Here is a 19254-nt window from a genome sequence, read left to right as displayed (position 1 = left end):
GAGGTTGTGACCAGGCCGGCCGGACCGCGCCAAGCGGCGTTCGTAGAGCTCGTCGAGCAGCACGCGCACATTTTGCAGAAGGTGGCACGCGCGTACTGTCCGTTCGCAGCGCAGCGGCCCGACCTGGTCCAGGAGATGACGATCGCCCTGTGGCGGTCGTTCGAACGCTACGACCCCTCGCGCCCGTTTGGGACGTGGATGTACCGCATCGCGCTCAACGTCGCGATCTCGTTTTTTCGATCGGAATCGCGTCACGCCGTGCGACTCACGCCGCTCGACGACATCGAGCGCGCCGGCGAGCCGGCTTTTGACGACCCGCGCATCGGTTCTTTGCTCGAGTGCATCGACGATCTCGGCCCGCTCGACAAAGCGCTGATCCTCATGTACCTCGACGGCTATCCCCACGCCGATGTTGCGGGCGTGCTCGGAATTTCAACCAGTAACGCCGCCACCAAGCTCGCGCGTATCAAGCAACGCTTGCGCGCAGCCATGACCGCACCGGAAAAAGGAGCGATACACTAATGGAACGCGATACCGTACTCGAAGCGTGGGCGTCGTTCGAAGCTCAGCTGAAGCGAACCGAACGTCTAAACGACTTGATCGTCGTCGAGTCGCTGAGCCGCCGCGCGCAGACGCCGCTGAACCGCGAGCGCCTCTTCTTGTGGGTCGAGGTCGGCGTAAACATTCTCGCTGTCATTGCGCTCGGCTCGTTTGCCGCCGATCGCGCGCCCAGTGCGGCCGGTATTAGCGCGGCGATCCTGGGCGCGGCGCTGCTCGCGATCGACGCCGTGTTGATCAACATCGCCGTGTCGCTGTCGCGTCTGGACTTCGAGAGCCCCGTGGTAACGCTCCAAGCAGATCTTGCTCGTCTCAAAGCGCGGCGCGCCGCACTGGTTGCCGGCACGTTAATTGCGGGACCGCTGCTGTGGGCGCCGCTGCTCGTGCTGCTCGTCGCGCTCGCCGGAATCGATCCGGTGCGCGCTCTGGGTGTCCCCTACATTGCCGCAAACGCCGCATTCGGAGTGCTGTTCGCGATCGCCGCATTGAGCATCGCACGCACGTGCGGCGACCGGCTGCGGACGTCGGGGTGGATGGCCGGCATCATCGATGCACTTTCGGGCAGTGCGTACCGTGACGCGGCCGATTACCTCGACACGATCGAGCGCTACCACGAAGATTAGCTCGTCGCGTCGACCAGCGCAGCCCGTATAACGTCGGGGAGTGGGCGGCTCTTTTTCGTGGTGCGATCGATGCAGGCGACGGTGAGCGTAAACTCGGCACCGGCCTCCCCGGTGCGCTCGTTAAAGACGACGGTCTTCCAGCGAACGCTCGACGCGCCGACTTTTTCGAGATGGGTGCGCAGACGCAGCCAGTCGTTCATCAGCGCCGGAGCGTGGTATTCAGCTTCGGCGCGAACGCGCGGCAGCCAGATGTCGAGCTCCTCGAAGACGCGATCGTACGGAAACCCGAGTTCTGAAAAGAATTGGATTTCGGCGTATTCCACGAAACGCCAGTAGGCCGCAAAGTACATGATGCCGGCAATATCGACGTCGGCCCACTGCACTTGGAGCCGCGCCTCGAACGTGCGCCGTCCCTCGGGCAGCGAATCCTTAAAGCGCGTCACGGATCGCCAGGACGTAGCGCGCGATCGGATCGACTTCGACGTTGACGCGGCTGCCGGGCGGACGCGCCCCGAGCGTCGTGCGCGCGAGCGTCTCGGGAATCAACGCGATCTCGAACCAATCGTCGCGGGCCGCCGCGATCGTGAGGCTGACGCCGTCGATTGCGACGAACGCCTTCTCGACGAGCATCGGGGCCAGTGCGGCCGGACGTTCGAAGCGCACGCGTTCCCCCTGACCTTCCGTCGCGCGCGTGACTACGCGCGCGGACGCATCGACGTGGCCGTAGACGTAATGTCCGCCGATTCGATCGCCGACGCGCAGCGCGTACTCCACGTTCACGCGATCGTCTCTGCACCGCTCGCCGATGGTCGAACGTGCCAGCGTCTCCGGAATCACCTCGAACGACAGCACCTTTCCCTTAATCGCCGTTACGGTGAGGCAGACGCCATCGATCGCGATCGAGTCCTTGACGTCTGGCTTCTCGCGTTTGGTTCCATCGCAGCGGACGCGCAAGGTTATACCGCTGCCCTCCGACGGCTCCGCCGACACTACCTCACCGCTATAGGCAATTAATCCACCAAACATATGCGCCCCGTTACGATCGCGTCTGGACCGACGCGCTCCACTTTATCGAACTGCACGTTTAGCGCGTCGAAATCCACGCCTGCTAAAACCGGAACGGCGCCTTGCCGTTGCAGCAGCACCGGCGCTATCGCCCACACGACGCGGTCGACCAGTCCGCCGGCAATCATCCGTCCGGCCAGCGTGGGACCACCCTCGCAGAGCACGCTGTAGATCTCCCGCTCGCGCAGAGCCTGCATCGCCGGCGGTAATTCGAGCCGCTCGCTGCGATCGTCGCCGACGAACATCACGTCTGCGACGCGCGCTAGCGCGGCGAACCGTGCTCGCGCACCCGCCGGGGCCAGCACGATCGTCTTTGCGTACTCGTCGAGCGAGGAAAATACGCGGCTCGTTTCCGGTACGGTATCGGTTTCGCACGCGACCACGCGCACGTACGGACGCGACCGGTGGTGCGGCGGCCGTACGGTGAGCTGCGGATCGTCAACGCGGACCGTTCCGGCGCCCACCATCACGGCATCGTGCGCGATCCGCATGTCGCGCACGTAGGATCGTGTCGCTTCCGACGTGAGCCACTGGACGGCGCCGGGCTTCGACGCTATCGCACCGTCGAGCGACATCGCCATCTTCAGGGTGACGAACGGCCGGTCGGCGCGCAGCGACCCCGCAAAGATCTCGATCAGCTCGGCCGCACGCGCATCGCTAGTGACCTCGACGTCGATGCCGCGCTCGCGTAGCGACGCCACGCCGCGGCCCTGCGTTTTGGGATTCGGATCGATCGCGCCGACGACGACACGCGCAACACCGGCATCGATCAAAGCGTTTGCGCACGGAGGCGTGCGTCCGGTGTGATTGCAGGGTTCGAGCGACACGTACGCGGTTGCACCGCGTGCCGAATCACCGGCCATGGCCAAGGCATTGGTTTCGGCGTGCGGCTCGCCGGCGCGGTGGTGATAGCCTTCACCCACGACCCGTCCGTCGCGCACCACGACCGCGCCGACCGGCGGGTTGGGCGCCGTGCTGCCGATGCCGCGAGCCGCGAGTTCGTACGCGCGATCCAAATAGAGCCGGTCGAAAGCCGTCACCGCCACGAGGTCGGGCTTTTCGTCGCCGCCACGACGACGGCCCCCGTCACGCTTGCGCCCGCGCTGCGAATCGCAAGCGCGCAATCCGTCAAGGTGGCGCCCGTCGTGCACACGTCGTCGATGAGCGTGCACGCGCGCCCTTCGAGAGGTTCACGAGCGCAAAAGCGACCGTGTGCCGCCAATCGTTCGTCGCGCGTTCGCCCGCGCTGCGTGTCGCCGACCCGGTGTTCGAGCGTGTGAAGCACGGTCGCGTTTGCGAGATACGCAGCGGTCGCGGCGACGAGCGCGACGCCGTCGAGGCCGCGCGTCCGCAGCCGCGCGCGGGTGGTCGGAACGGGCACTAAAAGCGAGCCGGGCTCGATCGCGGGTGCGATCCGCGCGCCGAGTGCTTCGGCGACGTCGCGACGGCCGTCTTTGAGGGCGAGAATTGCCGTGCGCAAAGCACCATCGTACCATCCGGTTGCAACGACTCGCAGCCCCGGATGCGCCACGCTAAACGCGGGCATCGGCGGGGCGCACGTCGCGCACAACGCGCTGCCCAAAGCGTTGCAGGCGGCGCACTGCGCGGGAAAGACCGCATCGAGGATCGCTCGCCAAATCATGCAGTTCAATCACGACGCGGAGTGAACGCGGCTAGGCGGTCGGCGGCATCGTGGTCGTTCTAGGATTTTTGGCCTACGGCATCTTTGCGCTCTTCACAACGACATTGCGAACTCGCGCTAAAAGCCGGTTAGCTTGGTTGCTTTCAAAGGACGGCGATTCGGCCTATAATGACTTACCGCGCGTTCTTGCGCGGCGATTGGAGCACACCGTGGCACGTAAAGTCATCGATTGTCGCGATTTTCCGAGCGAAACGGACTGCACTGTTGCGATTGCCGCCGATACGACTGACGAGCTCCTCGACGTTGCCGTTCGTCACGCGGTTGAGAAGCACGGTCACGACGACACGCCGGAGCTTCGCGAGATGATCCGGGGCGGCATCAAAGAGGGCGCCCTCACTTAAACTTCGCGGCCATACGCGGATCGTGTCGAAGCGCCGCGTAGAACCGGTCGATTTCGCCCGCTTCGAGGTTGGCTCTCGAACGCATCGCCAAGTGTTCCCAACTTGATGCGAAATGCGGAACGCCGTTTCGGCGCAGGTATACGGCCTCTGCGAGAGCATCCCAGAGCCGCACGATTTCGTCCCCATACTTCATCACGATCAGACGCTCGGTCATGCTTCGCGTTACGATGAGCATCGACAACGAATCGAGGAACCGAAGCAGCGTTTCGATCTGCGTAAACTCCGGAACGGGCTGCACCTGCACCATTCGGTCGCGCAACGCCTGATCTCGCTGAAGCAGTTCGGCAAACTCTGCGTAGGACCGGAATGCCTCGTGGGCGTTTGCCGATTCCAAGCGATCGGCCAAGTGGAGATAAATCGTGATTTCGTTGGCGTTGCGAATGTGCCGAATTTGCAGCACCGCCGCAAGGGCGGCAATGCCGACGACGAACGCGGAGGCGACGGAAGCAATGGCGGCAACCCAACCGGCATCCATAATGCGGTCTAGCTCGCCGGGACTTCCTCGTTGGCGACGACCGCGTTGTCGAGCGCCGTTCCTGGCGCTACGCGGTAGCCGATACCGACGATCGAATCGCGCAGGGTAGCGTTCGCGCCGACGGTCGCGCCGGCCCACAGAATCGTGCGTTCGATGCGCGCGTTGGGTTCGATGGTGACGCCGTCGCCCACGATGCTGGGGCCGAGGATCGAAGCACCGTCACCGATGCGCGCGCGCGCGCCGACCCACACCGCCCCTTCGGTGCGCACGCCTTCGCCGAGCACCGCGCTGGGATCGACGCCGTCCGCGCGCGTCCCCGGAATGCTGAAGACACCGCGCACGACGTCGTAACTCGCGCGCCGGTATTCGCCGGGCGTTCCGATGTCGGCCCAATACGCGCCGCGCGCGTCGAATCCGTAGAACGGCTCGGCCGCGCTCTGCAGCGCCGGAAACACTTGTTTGCCGAAATCATAGAACTCGTCGGGCGGAATACGTTCGAAAATCGCCGGCGAGAACGCGTAGATACCGGTATTTACCAGGTTGCTGCGCTCGGTACCCTTGGGCGGCTTCTCTTGAAAGCCCACGACCTTTCCGCGCTCGTCGATCACGACGACGCCGTACTGATCGACCTCTTCGCATTCGACGAGGCCGATCGTCGCGACGGAGTTGCGTTCGCGGTGAAACGCCGTGAGACGATCGAGCGGAAGATCGGTGAGATCGTCGCAGCCGACGACCACAAACGGTTCGTCACCGAAGAACGACTGCAGCTTCTTGACGGCGCCGGCGCTGCCGAGCAACTCGGGCTCGTACGAATACGTCAAACGCACGCCGAAACGGCTGCCGTCGCCGAGCGCGGCCACGATCGCGTCGGAGAGATAGTGAACGTTGATCGCGATCTCGTCGTAGCCGTACGCGCGTAGATAGCGCATGAGGTGCACCGCGTTGGGCACGCCGGCGACCGGGACGAGCGGCTTGGGGACTTGTCTGGTGAGCGGATAGAGACGCGTTGAAAGACCGCCCGCGAGAATCATCGCCTTCACGTCGGTTGCCGCCTCGTTCGAAGGCCGATCTCGTCGAGCGCGACGAGCCAGACGAAGTACGGAAGTGCGAGCTGCCGCCGCCAGCGATGCGGCTCTTTGACGAGCCGGTAGAGCCATTCCAAACCCAAACGGCGCATAACCGTCGGAGCGCGATCGATGCGTCCGCTAATCACGTCGAACGATCCGCCGACACCGATACCGGCGCCGCAGCCCGTCGCCTTGAGATTGTCGTGCAGCCAATACTCTTGCCGCGGAAAACCCAGACCCACGAACAACAGCTTCGCGCCGCTAGTGCGAATCGCAGCGACCACTTCGTCCGTTTCGTCGGGACGAAAGTAGCCGTCGCGCACGCCCGCGATGTTGAGTCCGGGATGCAGCGCTTCGAGAATTCCCGCGGCGTCGGCAGCAACGCCGGGCGCGCCACCGAGAAAGTAGATGGAAACGCCTTCGAGGACGCTGCGGCGGCAAAGCTCCTCGATCAGTTCGACGCCGGTTACGCGATCGTGAAGCACCGCGCCGTGCCGGCGTGCGACGGCAAGCACGCCCACCGTGTCGCACAGCGAGAGCGCGGAGCCGTTGACGATCGCGCGGAAGCGCTCGTCGCGCCGCGCGTGAACGACCATCTCGGTGCCGAGCGTGACGATCTGCGCGGCGGTCTCGCCGCGCGCGAACGTCATGATCTGATCCGCCGCCTCGGCGGCGTCGACGGCATCCAAGCGACAGCCGAGGATTTCAACGCGCGCCGGCACCTACGCCTGAACCAGCACTTCCGCACCGTCGTCGACAAACGGCGCGAGCAACGGCCGTAACCGGTTCGCAACCGGCTGCGGGATGCCGTCGAGCGGCAAGCGGCACTCCCCCGCGCGAAAGCCGAGCTGACGCATCGCCCATTTCACGGGGATGGGACTGGTCGTCGCAAAGAGCGCTTCAAACAGCGGTAACAAAGACGCATGAATCTCGGCCGCTTCTTCGACGCGGCCGCTGCGGAACGCATCGAACATTTTGCGATATTCGCGCGAACACAGATGCGACGCAACCCCGACGACACCGTCGGCCCCAACCGCCAGACACGGCAAGAACAGATGATCGTCGCCCGCGAACACAACAAACTCGCTCGAACGGCCGCGGACGATCGTCGCGATCTGCTTGAGGTCGCCGCTGGACTCTTTGACGCCGGCCACGTTGGGGTGCTGGCTTGCCAGTTCGAGCAGCGTTTCGGGAAGCATATTGGCACCGGTGCGCCCCGGGATGTTGTAAATCACGATCGGAAGCTCGGGCGTCGCCTCGGCGATCGCGCCGAAATGCTTGACAATTCCGCTCTGGGTCGGCTTGTTGTAGTAAGGCACGACCGCCAGAATGGCGTCGGCGCCCGCAGCCGCCGCATCTTGCGCGGCCGCGACCGATTCACGCGTCGAGTTGGTGCCGGCGTTAGCAATGATCTTCGCCCGGTCGCCTACCGCGCTCTTGACGGCGGCCCACAGCGCGATGCGCTCGTTTTTGTCGAGCGTCTGACCTTCGCCGGTCGAGCCGGCCAAGACCAAGCCGTCCGTCTCGCGATCGACGAGGAAACGCGCCAGGCGCTGCGCCTCGGCAATGTCGAGCAATCCGCGTTTGTCGAACGGCGTGATCATTGCCGTTACAATCGTTCCCAGCCGGGAACGTGCCCCTTGGTTATTCATTGCGATACGGGATCTCCTGAAGCGAGTGAAAACTGTTCGTGAACCGCGATCTCGCTGCGCGTTGCGTCGGCCGCCGGCACCAGGACCGAGATCGTGACGTTGCTGTCGGTGCAGTGAATGATTTCGACGTTCGCGCGCGAGAGTGCCTCGACGACCTGCAAGACGACGCCCGGTGCGTCCCGCATGCCGCTGCCGACCACGCACACCTTCGAACAGCCTTCGCGTACGCGAACCGCGAGGTTCAGGTCGCCGAGCAGGCGCCGGATTTCGGCGCCGCGATCGCCTTCGACGACGAACGCCACGCCGGCCTGATTGATCGTTACCTGATCGATCGAGATCTCCGCCCCGGCCACGCGCCGAAACATCTCGAGCTCGGTTTCCATGCGGCGCGACGGCGACTCGATGTCGCCGCGAATGACGCGTACCCACGTTAGCCGGCCCGACGATGTGACGCCGGTAACGACGCGATGGTGGTCGGAACTTTCATCGACGAGCGTCCCTCGATCGCTCTGCAAACCTTTGATCGAATAGTGCGTGCCGGTGCGATCGGCGTAGCTCGCGGCCTTGTCGTGCATGACCTTCGCGCCGTGTTCGGCTAGCTCGGTCATCTCGGACAACGATGCGCGCTCGATCGTGCGCGCTCCCGGAATGCGCCGCGGATCGCCGGTCATGGCGCCGCTGACGTCGGTATAGATGTCGACGCGGTCCGCACCCAGCGCGTGTCCAATCGCGATGGCGGAGAGATCGGTACCGCCGCGACCGAGCGTCGTGATCACGCCGTATTCGCTCGAGCCTTGAAATCCGGCGACGACGGCGACGGCGCCGCGGTCGAGCAGCTCCCGCACGAGCTGCGGCTCGACGCGCAGAATCGTCGCGTCGCCGAAACGGCCGTCGGTGACGATGCCGGCCTGTGCGCCGGTGAGCGCGACCGCCGTGATGCCCGCCTCGGACAGTTCGTCGGCAAACACCGCCGCCGCAATCAACTCGCCGGCGGAAAGCAGCACGTCGGCGTTGGAGGTTCCCGTGCGTCCGCCGATCAGCGCCAGCAGCGAATCCGTGGCGTACGGGTCGGGCGGTCGTCCCATGGCCGAGACGACGGCGACCGTCGCAAAGCCGGCGGCACGCGCGTCGCGCACGCGTTCGACGGCGATCGCGCGCTGCTCGCTCGTCGCCACCGAGGTACCACCGAACTTCAGAACGGCTACGCGACCGGTCATGCCGACAGAATGCCTCTTGCTATCAACAACTCCAAGATTTGCACGGCGTTGGTCGCGGCCCCCTTGCGCAGCTGATCGCCCACGCACCATAGCGCGAACGTGTCGCCGCGCGGGGTCTGTCGCTCGGCGCGCAAGCGAGCGACGTGCACCGCGTCGGTCCCCTCGACGTCGCGCGGCGTGACGATTCCGTCGCGATGAAACACGATTCCCGGAGCGCGTTCGAACGCGGCTGCGAGCTCCTCGACGCTGGTCTTGCGATCGGTCTCGAACCACACCGCTTCGGAATGCGCGGTGCGGACCGGAACGCGCACGCTGGTCACGCTCACGTCGAGGTCCGGTAATCCGAGCATCTTGCGGGTTTCGTCGCGAACCTTTCGCTCTTCGCCGGTGTAACCGGATTCGTCGAAGGCGCCGACTTGCGGCACGACGTTGCGCGCGAGCGGCCGCGGAAACACCGCGGGTTCGGGCTCGGGCATCCCGAGCACGAGCGCGCGCTCGCCGCCAAGAAACTCGTCGAGCCCCGCGCGGCCCGCGCCGCTAGCGGCCTGATAGGTCGCGACGCGGACGGCGTGCAGCCCGGCGACGTCACGCGCCGGCGCGAGGGCGGTGCTAAGAATGATCGCGGTACAGTTGGCAACGGGGAACAGCCGATGATCGATGCGCACGCTCTCCGCGTTGACTTCGGGAAGCACGAGCGGTACGCCGTCGTGCAGGCGGAACGTCGAGCTGTTGTCGATCACCACCGTGCCGCGTTCGATGAGCGCGGGCGCGTAGGTTTCGCTGGCGTCTTCTCCACCGGCAAAGAACACGACGTCGAACCCTTGCAAGGCCGTTGCGCTGGTCTCGCGCACGTCGAGCGCCCGGCCCCGAAAACTCACCGCGCCGCGCCGCTCGCGCGACGCAAACGGCGTCAGCTGCGCGACGGGAATGTTGCGCTCTTCGAGCACCCGGACGATTGTCTGGCCGACCGCGCCGGTCGCGCCGACGACGGCGATATCCAGACTCACGTTTGCGTCATCTCCAGCACTTCATCGAGACCGACGACCAGCCCGCGCGCGTGCATCACCGCGCGAATCGATGCAAACATGCCCGGAACGAAGCATTCGCGCGAAAACGAGTCGTGACGGACGCTGAGCAGCTCGCCCGTGCTGCCGAAGAGCACTTCCTGATGCGCGACCACCCCCGGCAGCCGAACGCTGTGAATCGGCGGGCGTTTCCCGGCGACGTGGGCGATGCGATCGGCCGTCGTCGCCGCCGTTCCCGACGGCGCGTCTTTCTTGCCGGCATGGTGCATTTCGACGATCTCGGCGTCGGGAAAGTAGCGCGCGGCTTCTTCGGCTAAACGCATCATCAAGACCGCGCCGAGAGAAAAGTTCGGCACGAGTAATCCGCCGATACCGCGTTCGTTCAGCCGCGCGGCCAAAGCATTGCGCTCGTCTTGCGTCCAGCCGCTCACTCCGATCACCGGACGAACGCCGTGCGCCGCCGCGGACATGGAAATCTCAACCGACCCCGGCCGCGTCGTGAGATCGAGCAAAACGTCGACGCCCCGAGCGAAAAGCTGCTCGAGGTCGTCGGTAATACCTTCGGACTCGCCGGCGGTGCGCGCGTAGCCGCCCGCGTACGCGATCGATCCCGGTGCATTCGCGAGCGCCGCCCGTGCGACGGTTCCCATCCGCCCTAACGCGCCCGCCACGGCGACGCGGATCATTACGTTACACTTTTTCGAGCGGAGCGTACTTCAGCATCAGCATTTTTTGGCCGACGTTCGGAAAATCGATCGTTACCAAGCCGTCGCCGCCGGCACCGACGAGGTTTTGAATCGTGCCCTCGCCCCATTTGGGATGACGCACCTTATCGCCGGTCTCCAGGCCGAGATGCACGCCCGCGCCGGCCGATTCGTGAATCGCGACTTCGCGCCAGCGGCCGCCCGAGGGACGCGGCAGCGGAACGCTGTCGCTCTCGAGGATCTCTAACTCGGGCATTTCTTCGAGGAATCGCGATTTCGGATACGCGTACGTGTTGCCGAACAACGCGCGTCTGAACGCATAGCTCAGGAAGAGCCGGTCGCGAGCGCGGGTAACGCCCACGTAGGCCAAACGGCGTTCCTCTTCCAGCTCGTGCGTGTCGGCCAACGCCCGGCTGTGTGGGAACACGCCCTCTTCCAAACCGGTCAAGAAAACGCTGGAGAACTCGAGTCCCTTAGCGCCGTGCATCGTCATGAGCGTAACGTACGACGCTTCCTCTTCGAGTGCGTCGAGATCGCTGATGAGCGCGATGTTCGCCAGGAAGCCGCCGAGCGACGGATCCGGGTCATTGTTTTCGTATTCGCGTGCGACGCCGACGAGCTCGTGCAAATTCTCAAGCCGCGCCCGCGCGTCGTGCGTATCTTCGGTCTGAAGCTCGCGTACGTAACCCGAATCTTCCATCACGTTGACGAGCAGATCGGCTACGCCCATCGACTCGGCGCGCTTACGGAAACTCGCAACGAGCTCCGCAAATCGCTCGAGCTCCTTGAGCTTCTTGGGCACAGCCGTACGGAGGAGCTCGCCGTCGAAAATCGCTTCGCCTACCGACAGGTGCGCGGCCGTCGCCGCCTGCACGAGCGCTGCCAGCGTTTGCTGACCGATGCCGCGCCGCGGTACGTTGACGATACGCTTGAACGCTAGCGCGTCGGACGGGTTGAGTATGTAGCGCAAGTACGCGATGACGTCTTTGATCTCGGCACGCGCGTAGAAACCGACGCCGCCGACGACGCGGTAGGGAATGCCTTCGGCGAGCAGCGCTTCTTCAAAGACGCGCGATTGCGCGTTGGTGCGGTAGAGCACCAGGAAGTCGCGATAGGCCGAACCGTCGCGAACGAGATTCTTGACCTTTTCGACCACGTAGCGAGCTTCGTCGCGTTCGGTCGCGGCCGGATACACCGTGATCGGATCGCCGACGCCTCGCTGCGTAAAGAGCCGCTTGGCCGCGCGCGTCAGGTTGTTGGCGACCAGCGCGTTCGCGGCATCGAGAATCCGCTGCGTGCTGCGATAGTTTTCCTCGAGCTTGAAGATGCTCGCGCCGCGGAAGTCGTCTTCGAAGCGCAGGATCATGCGATAGTCGCTGCCGCGCCACGAATAGATCGACTGATCGTCGTCGCCGACGACCGTGATGTTGCCGTGATGCGCCGCCAGCAGGGCGATCAGCCGGTATTGCGCGGCATTGACGTCCTGGTACTCGTCGACGAGCACGTACTCGAAGCGGCGCTGATACTTCTCGCGCGTCGCCTTGTCGCGTTCGAGCAGATCGATCGTCCGCACGATGAGATCGTCGAAGTCGAGTGAATTCGACTCCGCCAGGCGCCGCTGGTACTCCGTATAGACGTTAGCGATGCGCTCGCCGACGAACGACGTTTGCTTCTCGGCGTACGCCTCGGGCCACATCAGCGCGTTCTTGGCTTTGCCGATTTCGGCCAAACACGCGCCGGCCGCGAGCTGGCGCTCGTCGTAGTCGAGATCGTCGAGAATTTCCTTAACGAGCTGGCGCTGATCGGTATCGTCGATGATCGCAAAGTTCGGCGCGATGCCGATGCGCGAGCCGTCGCGGCGCAGAATGCGCACGCACATGGCGTGGAAGGTGCCGACCCATATGTCGCGAGCGACCGATCCCACCATGGTCTGCAAGCGCGATTTCATCTCGCCGGCGGCCTTGTTGGTAAAGGTCACGGCCAGAATGTGGTCGGGCTCGACGCGCAGATCGCCCAAAAGATAGGCGATCCGATGGGTCAAAACGCGCGTTTTCCCGCTGCCCGCGCCGGCGAAAATTAAAACCGGGCCATCAGTCTTCCGAACGGCCGCGGCTTGCGCGTCGTTGAGTATTTCCGTCTCCAGGAGCATTATTCTCTATTCGCCGGAGGCACTTTATGTCATCCTGAGCGTAGGCGCGAAGCGCCGAAGTCGAAGGACGACGATAATTATCGCACCGCGCGTAACGTCCGAGGACGGCGAAGTGCCATCGTATAGGACCCCGCCAGCAGCGCCAGCGTCGATTCGGCGCCCATATTGCGATTGACCGCATTTTCGCCGAGCCCGTCGTAGCATCCGCCGCCGTGTGCCATCACGACGCCGCGCGAGTTCTTACCGTAATACCATGCCAGCGCGAGCTCCGCTGCGGCCATCCGAGCCGGATCCGAGGTGGCGTCGTAGGCGGCGAGCTGGGCGTCGATCGTTGCGTACGCCTCGAGCGGTTGCTGGTCGTAGATTGCGCGCGAGCCGCCTCGCGGGTACCACCCGTCGTTGCCGATTGGGACGAAAATACCGTCCACGGTGGTGGTTCGCTCGTAAAAGGCGAGCGTTACCAAGCCTAAGTCGGCGTATCGCGGCTCGTTCAAAGCCTGTCCCGCGCGAACGAGCGCTTCGCACAGACGCGCGTTATCGTAGGTCATCTCGGGCTCGAACCACGCCCAGTCGCCGTCGCTAGTGGCATCGTAAGCCGCGACGAGCGTGTCGGCGAGGTGCCGAAACGCCGCAGCGTAGGACACGTCGTGCAACGCGGGATAGGCGTGCGCCAAACCCAGCATCGCATATGCGCGCGAACGTGGAAACTCCAGCGCCTCGATCGCCGGCAGCGCGCGATCGAAAAGCATGCGGCATACGCGCCGCCACGGCTCACGCGGCGCGTAGCGAACGCCGTAGCCCAGCGCCCACACCGCGCGCCCGATGCTGTCCTCAGTGCCGACCTCGTCCAGCCACGAACGCTCGTACGACATGAAATTATGGAAGCGGCCGTCCTCGAGCTGCGCGTCCTCCAGGAACGCCAAATACGTCGATGCCAAACGGTCGGCCAGCTCGTCGCGCGGCGCTAGCTGCAAAGACTGCAACGTTACGATGAACGCCCGGCCCACGTCGTCCGTGCAATAGCCGGTCTTGCGGTTGGGCACGTTCTCGGTAGCGTGCTGAATGATTCCGGCGTCGTCGGAGAGGACCGCCAGATGTTCGAGCGTCGGAAGCGTGGCCATGATCTAAGCGGTCGACACCAATTCCAGCGACTCGGGCGGCGCCAGTTCCAGGAACAGATTTCCGTACTCCACGGCAACGTGCGGCCACGTCATTTGGCGGCCGAAGCGGTACGCGCGGCGCTCCGTAGCGCGCCGCAACGCGGGATCGTCGAGCAGCATGGTGAGTTGACGCGCGATCGAATCGGCGTCGCGGAACTCGCACAAGAAGCCGCGATTGTGCGCCAGGAGCTCTTGAGCGTAGAGATACGGCGTCGAAACGATCGCTTTTCCGCAACCGACCGCATAGGCTAACGTGCCGCTGACGATCTGCACCGGATTCAGGTACGGCGTCAAATAGATGTCAGTCGCCTGTAAGTAGCCGACGAGTTCGTCGAAATCGAGGTACCGGTCGACGAGCTGCACGTTGTACTGCAGACCGTACTCGCGTACCAGCGCCTGCACCGATTCGCGATACGACTCGCCTTCCCGCCGGCGCACCACCGGATGCGTCTCGCCAAGAATGAGGTAGAGCACTTCGGGATGGCGTTTGACGACCGTGCGCATCGCCTCGATCGCGTATTCGAGGCCTTTGCCGCGGCTGATCAAGCCGAACGTCGAGATGACCGTCCGCTGACCGATGCCGAACGACGCTTTGGCGGCGTCGGTGCTTTGGAACGGAACGTCGGGAACGCCGTGGTGGATGACGCGCAGAGTGGCGGGATCGATCCCGTAGACGGTTTCGAGCAAATCGCGCCCGGTTTGCGAAAGCGAGACGACGCGCGAAGCGTGCGCGCACAGCTCGCGCGTGACGCGCAGCATCGTTTCGTCCGGTTCGGGCAGCACGGTGTGCATCGTCAGGACGGCGGGCTTCTCCAGCGCGCTCAGAAAGTCGATCAGCCACTCGCCGCGATCGCCGCCGAATAGTCCGTATTCGTGCTGAACGTTGATCAGCTGCGCCGCGCTGCGGTTGACGAAGCGCGCCATACCGGCATAGCTGAAGCGGTCTTGCTCGGCGATGCGGGCGACGACTTCGGGTCCGTACCGGCGGACTTCGCCGCCGGGCTCGTCGATCGCGATGACCTCGCTCGAGACGCCGAACGCACGGTTGTACGAGTCGACGACGTCCTTGGTAAAGGTAGCAATACCGCACTCACGGGGCGGATATGAACCTAAGAATAGGGCACGCGGCGGCAGCATATGGTCGGTCAGCTCCTCCACAGGTAGGACTTAAAATTACCCCTGCGGGGATGCGTGTAAAACCCGCTTGCCTGGTCAGCGTTCCCTTGCCATGCCCGACTGGGCGAGACCTTTATCTTAGGTCGCCGCCTTGACCACGGGACCCAAGCGGCTGCCTGGTTCGAGGACCTGGCCGGGCTCGACGCTGACGTCGTGGCCAATGACGCTGCCGCGGCCGACCTGGGCCTTGGGCCCAATCGTGGCGCCGCTGGCAATAATCGTCTCTTCGATCGCGGCTCCCGAGCCGACGCTTACCCGCTCCCAGAGGACCGACTCGCGAACCACGGCGTTGGCGCCGATGCTGCAGCCGCGTCCGAGCACGACGTTGGGACCGATTTTGGCGCTGGCGTCGACGACGACGTCGTCGTCGGCATGAACCGGTGGAACGACGCCCGGATGTCCGCGCAGCGCGTCACGCCCCGAGCCGCTGATGCCCGGCTCGAGTGCGAGCGGCATTGCTCCGCTGAGCACGTCGCGGTGCGCGGCTAAATAGTTTTCCGGACGGCCGAGATCGATCCAGTAATCGGACGTCGTATACGCGTAGAGATCCTTGCCGGCGGCAATAACTTGCGGAAACGTTTCGCGTTCGATCGACACGTTTCGGCCGGCCGGAATGAAGTCGAGTATCTCGCGCTCCAAGAGGTACGTTCCGGCGTTGATTTCGTTCGTCGGTTCCTCGCCTTTTGGCGGCTTCTCGACGAAGGCGCCGACGCGATCGTCCGCGTCGTGCACGACGCAGCCGAACGACGACGGATCGTCGACGCGTATCAGATGCAGCGCGCCAAGTCCGCCCTTCGCGTCGTGAAACGCCAGCATCGCCGTGAGGTCGAGGCTGGTGAGCACGTCGCCGTTGAGCACGAAGAAGCGGCCGGTAATATGCTCCTCGACGTTCTTGATGGCACCGGCGGTGCCCATCGGCGTCTGCTCGATGACGTAGGTGATCTTCATGTCGAGGCGCGAGCCGTCGCCAAAGTAGTCGACGATGGCTTGGGGCATGTAGCCGGCCGGAAGGATGACGTCGCGGATGCCCGCCTCGTACAAGCGCTCCATGGTCCGCGCCAGGAACGGCACGTTCATGATCGGCACCATCGGCTTGGGCGTGCCGTAGGTCAGCGGCCGCAGCCGCGTCCCCTCGCCCCCGACCAGAACGATCGCTTGCACAAAACCCCCCTGTAGTAGGTGTAGACCCCGATTCTATCGTGCGACGCCCGGATGCGTCGAGAGGGCCCGGCCTAGCGGCCCAGCCCTCTCCTCTTACCCGCGTTTGCGTGAATGCCACCCAGTTGGCACACGGATATTCTACGATCGCCGCATGGGACGACTGTTACACGACTGGGCCGCGGTGCAAGCCTATCACGACGCAGGCCACGGTTTTGTCGAGTGCTCGAAGAAATTTGGATTCTCGCATACCGCTTGGGTCAAGGCCATAAAAAGTGGGCGACTACGCTCTAAGGCTACGCCGTATCGCGATCGCCGGCGCAAATACGACTGGGCAGAAATACGTGCCTACTACGAAGCCGGTCATTCGTATCTACAGTGCGTGGCACGTTTCGGATTCTGCTCCAAGGCCTGGGAAGGCGCCGTAAAACGCGGCGACATTAGGCCCGGGGATCGCGTTAAACGACTGCTCTCTCAAATATTGCAGTCGCAGTCCTCACGCTGGCGTAAGAAGCTACGTCTCCTACGAGAAGGCGTCCTAACGAATCAATGTTTGAGGTGCGGAGTCACCGACTGGCGCGGCAAGCCACTGGCGATCCACATCGACCACATCAACGGTGACAAGAATGATTGGCGCCTAGAGAACCTCAGAATGCTTTGTCCTAACTGTCATAGTCAAACACCAACGTTCGGGGGACGAAACCTTCGCCGTTTGAGTCCGCTGCTTTTGGGTTACGAGGCCGCATGAGGCGCAGTCCGGGCACCGACAGGCGTCGCCGCTACGATTGGTCGGAGATTCAACGTTATTATGATGAAGGCCATCCCCTTACAAAATGCATCGAAAGGTTTGGCTTCTGCAGAGGCGCTTGGCATAAAGCTCTCAAACGCGGTGAGTTTAAAACACGGCCGCTAGCGACCCCGCTCCTGGAACTTCTAGCAACCGCAAAAAGCAGGACGAACATAAAGCGCCGCCTGCTTGGGGTTGGACTGCTCGAGAATCGCTGCCAGGAGTGCGGTCTTACCGAGTGGCTGGGCGAGCCCCTGACCGTGCAGATAGATCATATCAATGGGATCCATGACGATTACCGCTTAGAAAACCTGCGCATGCTCTGCCCGAACTGCCACAGCCAGACGGCGACCTACGGGCGCCGAAACGTCGGGCGCCGCACGTGCTTGCAAGATGGGACGCCGGTCGTGTAGTATAAACGGTCGCTACCGGTCCGGGTTAGCCAAGTCTGGTAAGGCACCTGACTCTGAATCAGGCATTTCGGTGGTTCGAATCCATCACCCGGAGCCATGGCCCTATCGTCTAGAGGCCTAGGACGCCGCCCTCTCACGGCGGTAACACCGGTTCGAATCCGGTTGGGGCTAAACTTCAGAGCCGCGCGAGAGCGCGGCTCTTTTCATTTCGCAGCGGGGCTCGGCGTTGAGCCGGCCGGCGGAACGGGGCGGGGAACGTAGGAGTACTTTTCGCCGCAGATTCGGCAGACGTTCAGCGGACTTCCGAAATGTTCGTGAGGAGCGTACACTTTAGGAGGCGCTTTCGAGCGCTTCTTGGCAGGGACTGTTGCGGATGCGATGATGTCGATCGATTTCGCTCCGATGCTCGGAGCGGCGCGCGTCCAAAAAATCCTGGACGACTTTGACATGTTCGACGTTGAGCAGATTACTCTTCTTCTATTGGTTCCGGCTTGTCCCTGATCGACAGTCCTAGGCTGCGGTGATACTGTTCACTCTTCGCCAGCGCTTGCTCGATATCGTCGCGAATGCCGTGATCGGCCAGCAACTTCCGTAACCGCTCGCGGCTCTCGCGTAAATCGCGTGCGTAACCTTCGAGCACCGCGCCGGGCGTATCGTCGGTCGCGTCGGGCGGTCGGCTCACCCACCGCTCCATCGCTTCGTATGCCGCGAGTCCTAGTCGTTCCGCGGCCTGCAGCTCGTCTCGATAAGCGCTCATGGTATCTCTTACAGCGCGACGGAGTAGGCCGTGCCGCCTCCGAGAGTATTTGCCATCGGATACGTTCCGCCGTCGTACGTCACTCCGTACAGGCGCCCCTGGTAGTACGTCACGCCGTCCTTCGGAAGCACGCCGTCGGGCGCGGGTTCAAAAGCGTACACGATTTGCTCTTGGCCAGCGGTCGTAAAGCTGAACACCGTGCCATTATCTGCGCCACCCCCGTAGGCCGAAGTTCCGTAGATCACGTTTCCGACCGCAATGAGCGGTCCGTACGGGTGGATCGCATCGAAGCCGCCGTTTTGCAAAAACGTGTAGAGCTTGGTGTACTTGCCTTGGTGGTGAGCGAATAGAAAACGCCGACGTTGTCGGTGTGCCCGTCGGTGGTTCCATAAAGAACGCCGTTGACCATCACCATGCCGGTGGGCCAGTTATCGCTCGGGCTGAAGCTATGCAGCGTTTTGAACTTGCCGCTCAGATCGATCGAATACGCCGCTCCCTGGCCTTGCGAACCGCCGGCCACACTCGTTCCGTACAGAACTCCGCGCGAGTAGATCAACGGAGCGACCGGCGTCGCGCCGTCTTTCCCATCGGTGAACGTGTGAACGATCGATTCTTTTCCACCGAGCGTGACGCCAAAAACGACGCCGCTTTGAGCGACGGTTCCGCCGTAATACGTCGTTCCGTAAAGCGTGCCGCGAGCGTATACAAGCGATGCCTGCGGTCCCCACCCATCCGGCGAACCGGTAAAGCTGTGCAGCACGTGCTCCACGCCCGCCGGCGTGATGCTAAAAACGGTGCCTTTCCCTTTGCGGCCGCCGATCTCGGTCGTTCCGTACAGCGTTCCCTTCACGACGATCAATCCAGCGAACGGCTGCGCGCCGTCCTTCTTGAATCCAAAATCGTGGAGGATCTTCTCGTTCCCGTTCGCGTCGATGGTGAAGACCGTGCCGTTGCGGTACTTCCCGCCATACTGCGTGGTTCCGTACCACAGACCGTTGAGTAAGACCAGCGGACCCGACGGATTGTATCCGTCACCCGTATTCCCGAAGCTGTGCAGCAGCGTGTCCGCGGATGCAGAGTGCGCTCGCGCAGCCGCGTGCGCGAACGGCAGCGCGCTCGTCGACCTGCCGGCGCAGCTTCCGAGGGCCAACAGAAATACCAAAAC

At 63.6% G+C, this 19254-nt stretch carries 22 protein-coding genes and 2 tRNA genes; 6 read left to right on the top strand and 18 right to left on the bottom strand.

Translation table 11 applies throughout. The features are described 5' to 3' along the window. Positions 1-6: 6 nt before the first annotated feature. Together VGG89_01120 and VGG89_01115 are read left to right on the top strand one after the other, a co-directional pair. Positions 7-522, top strand: a complete 516-nt coding sequence (locus VGG89_01120; protein ID HEY1975129.1) for a sigma-70 family RNA polymerase sigma factor — start codon at positions 7-9, stop codon at positions 520-522. Next, a complete protein-coding gene (locus tag VGG89_01115) occupies positions 522-1181 on the top strand; it encodes a hypothetical protein (GenBank protein ID HEY1975128.1) in 660 nt (219 codons plus the stop codon). Before VGG89_01120 ends, VGG89_01115 begins: the two co-directional genes overlap by 1 nt. Here VGG89_01115 and VGG89_01110 read toward each other — a convergent pair. The 4 genes from VGG89_01110 to VGG89_01095 are packed head-to-tail and all read right to left on the bottom strand — an operon-like array spanning position 1178 to position 3888. Continuing rightward, the gene (locus VGG89_01110) at positions 1178-1624 is read right to left on the bottom strand and encodes a thioesterase family protein (GenBank protein HEY1975127.1); all 447 of its coding nucleotides are present in this window, start codon (positions 1622-1624) and stop codon (positions 1178-1180) included. The genes VGG89_01115 and VGG89_01110 overlap by 4 nt on opposite strands. Next, positions 1611-2207: a riboflavin synthase gene (locus VGG89_01105; protein ID HEY1975126.1), complete on the bottom strand. Its 597-nt coding sequence runs from the start codon at positions 2205-2207 to the stop codon at positions 1611-1613. Before VGG89_01105 ends, VGG89_01110 begins: the two co-directional genes overlap by 14 nt. Next, the gene (gene ribD, locus VGG89_01100; protein ID HEY1975125.1) at positions 2192-3292 is read right to left on the bottom strand and encodes a bifunctional diaminohydroxyphosphoribosylaminopyrimidine deaminase/5-amino-6-(5-phosphoribosylamino)uracil reductase RibD; all 1101 of its coding nucleotides are present in this window, start codon (positions 3290-3292) and stop codon (positions 2192-2194) included. The genes VGG89_01105 and ribD overlap by 16 nt, the downstream gene beginning before the upstream one ends. Continuing rightward, a complete protein-coding gene (locus VGG89_01095) occupies positions 3283-3888 on the bottom strand; it encodes a hypothetical protein (protein HEY1975124.1) in 606 nt (201 codons plus the stop codon). Before VGG89_01095 ends, ribD begins: the two co-directional genes overlap by 10 nt. A gap of 209 nt (positions 3889-4097) precedes the next feature. Here VGG89_01095 and VGG89_01090 point away from each other — a divergent pair, with 209 nt between their 5' ends. Beyond that, positions 4098-4289: a DUF1059 domain-containing protein gene (locus VGG89_01090; protein HEY1975123.1), complete on the top strand. Its 192-nt coding sequence runs from the start codon at positions 4098-4100 to the stop codon at positions 4287-4289. Here VGG89_01090 and VGG89_01085 read toward each other — a convergent pair. From VGG89_01085 to VGG89_01035, 11 genes are all read right to left on the bottom strand, one after another. Beyond that, positions 4282-4824 carry a hypothetical protein gene (locus tag VGG89_01085; protein HEY1975122.1) on the bottom strand — a complete coding sequence of 181 codons (543 nt, stop codon included), beginning with the start codon at positions 4822-4824 and terminating at the stop codon, positions 4282-4284. The genes VGG89_01090 and VGG89_01085 overlap by 8 nt on opposite strands. Positions 4825-4832: 8 nt before the next feature. Beyond that, positions 4833-5855 carry an NDP-sugar synthase gene (locus VGG89_01080; GenBank protein ID HEY1975121.1) on the bottom strand — a complete coding sequence of 341 codons (1023 nt, stop codon included), beginning with the start codon at positions 5853-5855 and terminating at the stop codon, positions 4833-4835. 5 nt (positions 5856-5860) lie between these two features. After that, positions 5861-6613, bottom strand: a complete 753-nt coding sequence (locus VGG89_01075; protein HEY1975120.1) for a WecB/TagA/CpsF family glycosyltransferase — start codon at positions 6611-6613, stop codon at positions 5861-5863. After that, positions 6614-7543 (bottom strand): 4-hydroxy-tetrahydrodipicolinate synthase, encoded by a 930-nt coding sequence (dapA, locus tag VGG89_01070; GenBank protein HEY1975119.1) that lies wholly within the window; start codon positions 7541-7543, stop codon positions 6614-6616. Continuing rightward, entirely contained in the window at positions 7540-8760 is a 1221-nt protein-coding gene (locus VGG89_01065) for an aspartate kinase (GenBank protein HEY1975118.1), read from the bottom strand. Before VGG89_01065 ends, dapA begins: the two co-directional genes overlap by 4 nt. Then, a complete protein-coding gene (locus tag VGG89_01060) occupies positions 8757-9767 on the bottom strand; it encodes an aspartate-semialdehyde dehydrogenase (protein ID HEY1975117.1) in 1011 nt (336 codons plus the stop codon). Before VGG89_01060 ends, VGG89_01065 begins: the two co-directional genes overlap by 4 nt. After that, positions 9764-10471, bottom strand: a complete 708-nt coding sequence (locus tag VGG89_01055) for a dihydrodipicolinate reductase C-terminal domain-containing protein (protein ID HEY1975116.1) — start codon at positions 10469-10471, stop codon at positions 9764-9766. Before VGG89_01055 ends, VGG89_01060 begins: the two co-directional genes overlap by 4 nt. Positions 10472-10475: 4 nt before the next feature. After that, positions 10476-12638: a DUF3553 domain-containing protein gene (locus tag VGG89_01050; protein ID HEY1975115.1), complete on the bottom strand. Its 2163-nt coding sequence runs from the start codon at positions 12636-12638 to the stop codon at positions 10476-10478. A gap of 77 nt (positions 12639-12715) precedes the next feature. After that, complete coding sequence (locus VGG89_01045; GenBank protein ID HEY1975114.1) at positions 12716-13759, bottom strand: hypothetical protein; 1044 nt, start codon at positions 13757-13759, stop codon at positions 12716-12718. 3 nt (positions 13760-13762) lie between these two features. After that, a complete protein-coding gene (locus VGG89_01040; protein HEY1975113.1) occupies positions 13763-14956 on the bottom strand; it encodes a glycosyltransferase family 4 protein in 1194 nt (397 codons plus the stop codon). 96 nt (positions 14957-15052) lie between these two features. Further along, positions 15053-16135, bottom strand: coding sequence for an NDP-sugar synthase (locus VGG89_01035; protein ID HEY1975112.1), 1083 nt, complete (start codon positions 16133-16135; stop codon positions 15053-15055). Between the two features lie 741 nt (positions 16136-16876). On the opposite strand from VGG89_01035, the gene VGG89_01030 reads away from it, so the two are divergent. The 3 genes from VGG89_01030 (at position 16877) to VGG89_01020 (ending at position 17503) form a co-directional block, all read left to right on the top strand. After that, positions 16877-17332, top strand: coding sequence for an HNH endonuclease signature motif containing protein (locus tag VGG89_01030; protein HEY1975111.1), 456 nt, complete (start codon positions 16877-16879; stop codon positions 17330-17332). A 19-nt stretch (positions 17333-17351) separates the two neighbouring features. Further along, a tRNA-Gln gene (locus tag VGG89_01025) sits at positions 17352-17429 on the top strand. A gap of 1 nt (position 17430) precedes the next feature. Next, positions 17431-17503, top strand: a tRNA-Glu gene (locus VGG89_01020). Positions 17504-17798: 295 nt separating this feature from the next. Here the strand turns inward: VGG89_01020 and VGG89_01015 are convergent. The 3 genes from VGG89_01015 to VGG89_01005 are packed head-to-tail and all read right to left on the bottom strand — an operon-like array spanning position 17799 to position 19251. Beyond that, positions 17799-18089, bottom strand: coding sequence for a hypothetical protein (locus VGG89_01015; GenBank protein ID HEY1975110.1), 291 nt, complete (start codon positions 18087-18089; stop codon positions 17799-17801). 8 nt (positions 18090-18097) lie between these two features. Beyond that, positions 18098-18334, bottom strand: coding sequence for a hypothetical protein (locus tag VGG89_01010; protein ID HEY1975109.1), 237 nt, complete (start codon positions 18332-18334; stop codon positions 18098-18100). Then, positions 18331-19251 carry a choice-of-anchor tandem repeat GloVer-containing protein gene (locus VGG89_01005; GenBank protein HEY1975108.1) on the bottom strand — a complete coding sequence of 307 codons (921 nt, stop codon included), beginning with the start codon at positions 19249-19251 and terminating at the stop codon, positions 18331-18333. Before VGG89_01005 ends, VGG89_01010 begins: the two co-directional genes overlap by 4 nt. Positions 19252-19254 lie beyond the last annotated feature (3 nt).

This window comes from Candidatus Baltobacteraceae bacterium (assembly GCA_036488875.1).
Lineage (GTDB): Bacteria > Vulcanimicrobiota > Vulcanimicrobiia > Vulcanimicrobiales > Vulcanimicrobiaceae > JAFAHZ01.
The sequence above is the reverse complement of the archived record's forward strand: the minus strand, read 5'-3'. Positions and strand labels throughout refer to the sequence as shown.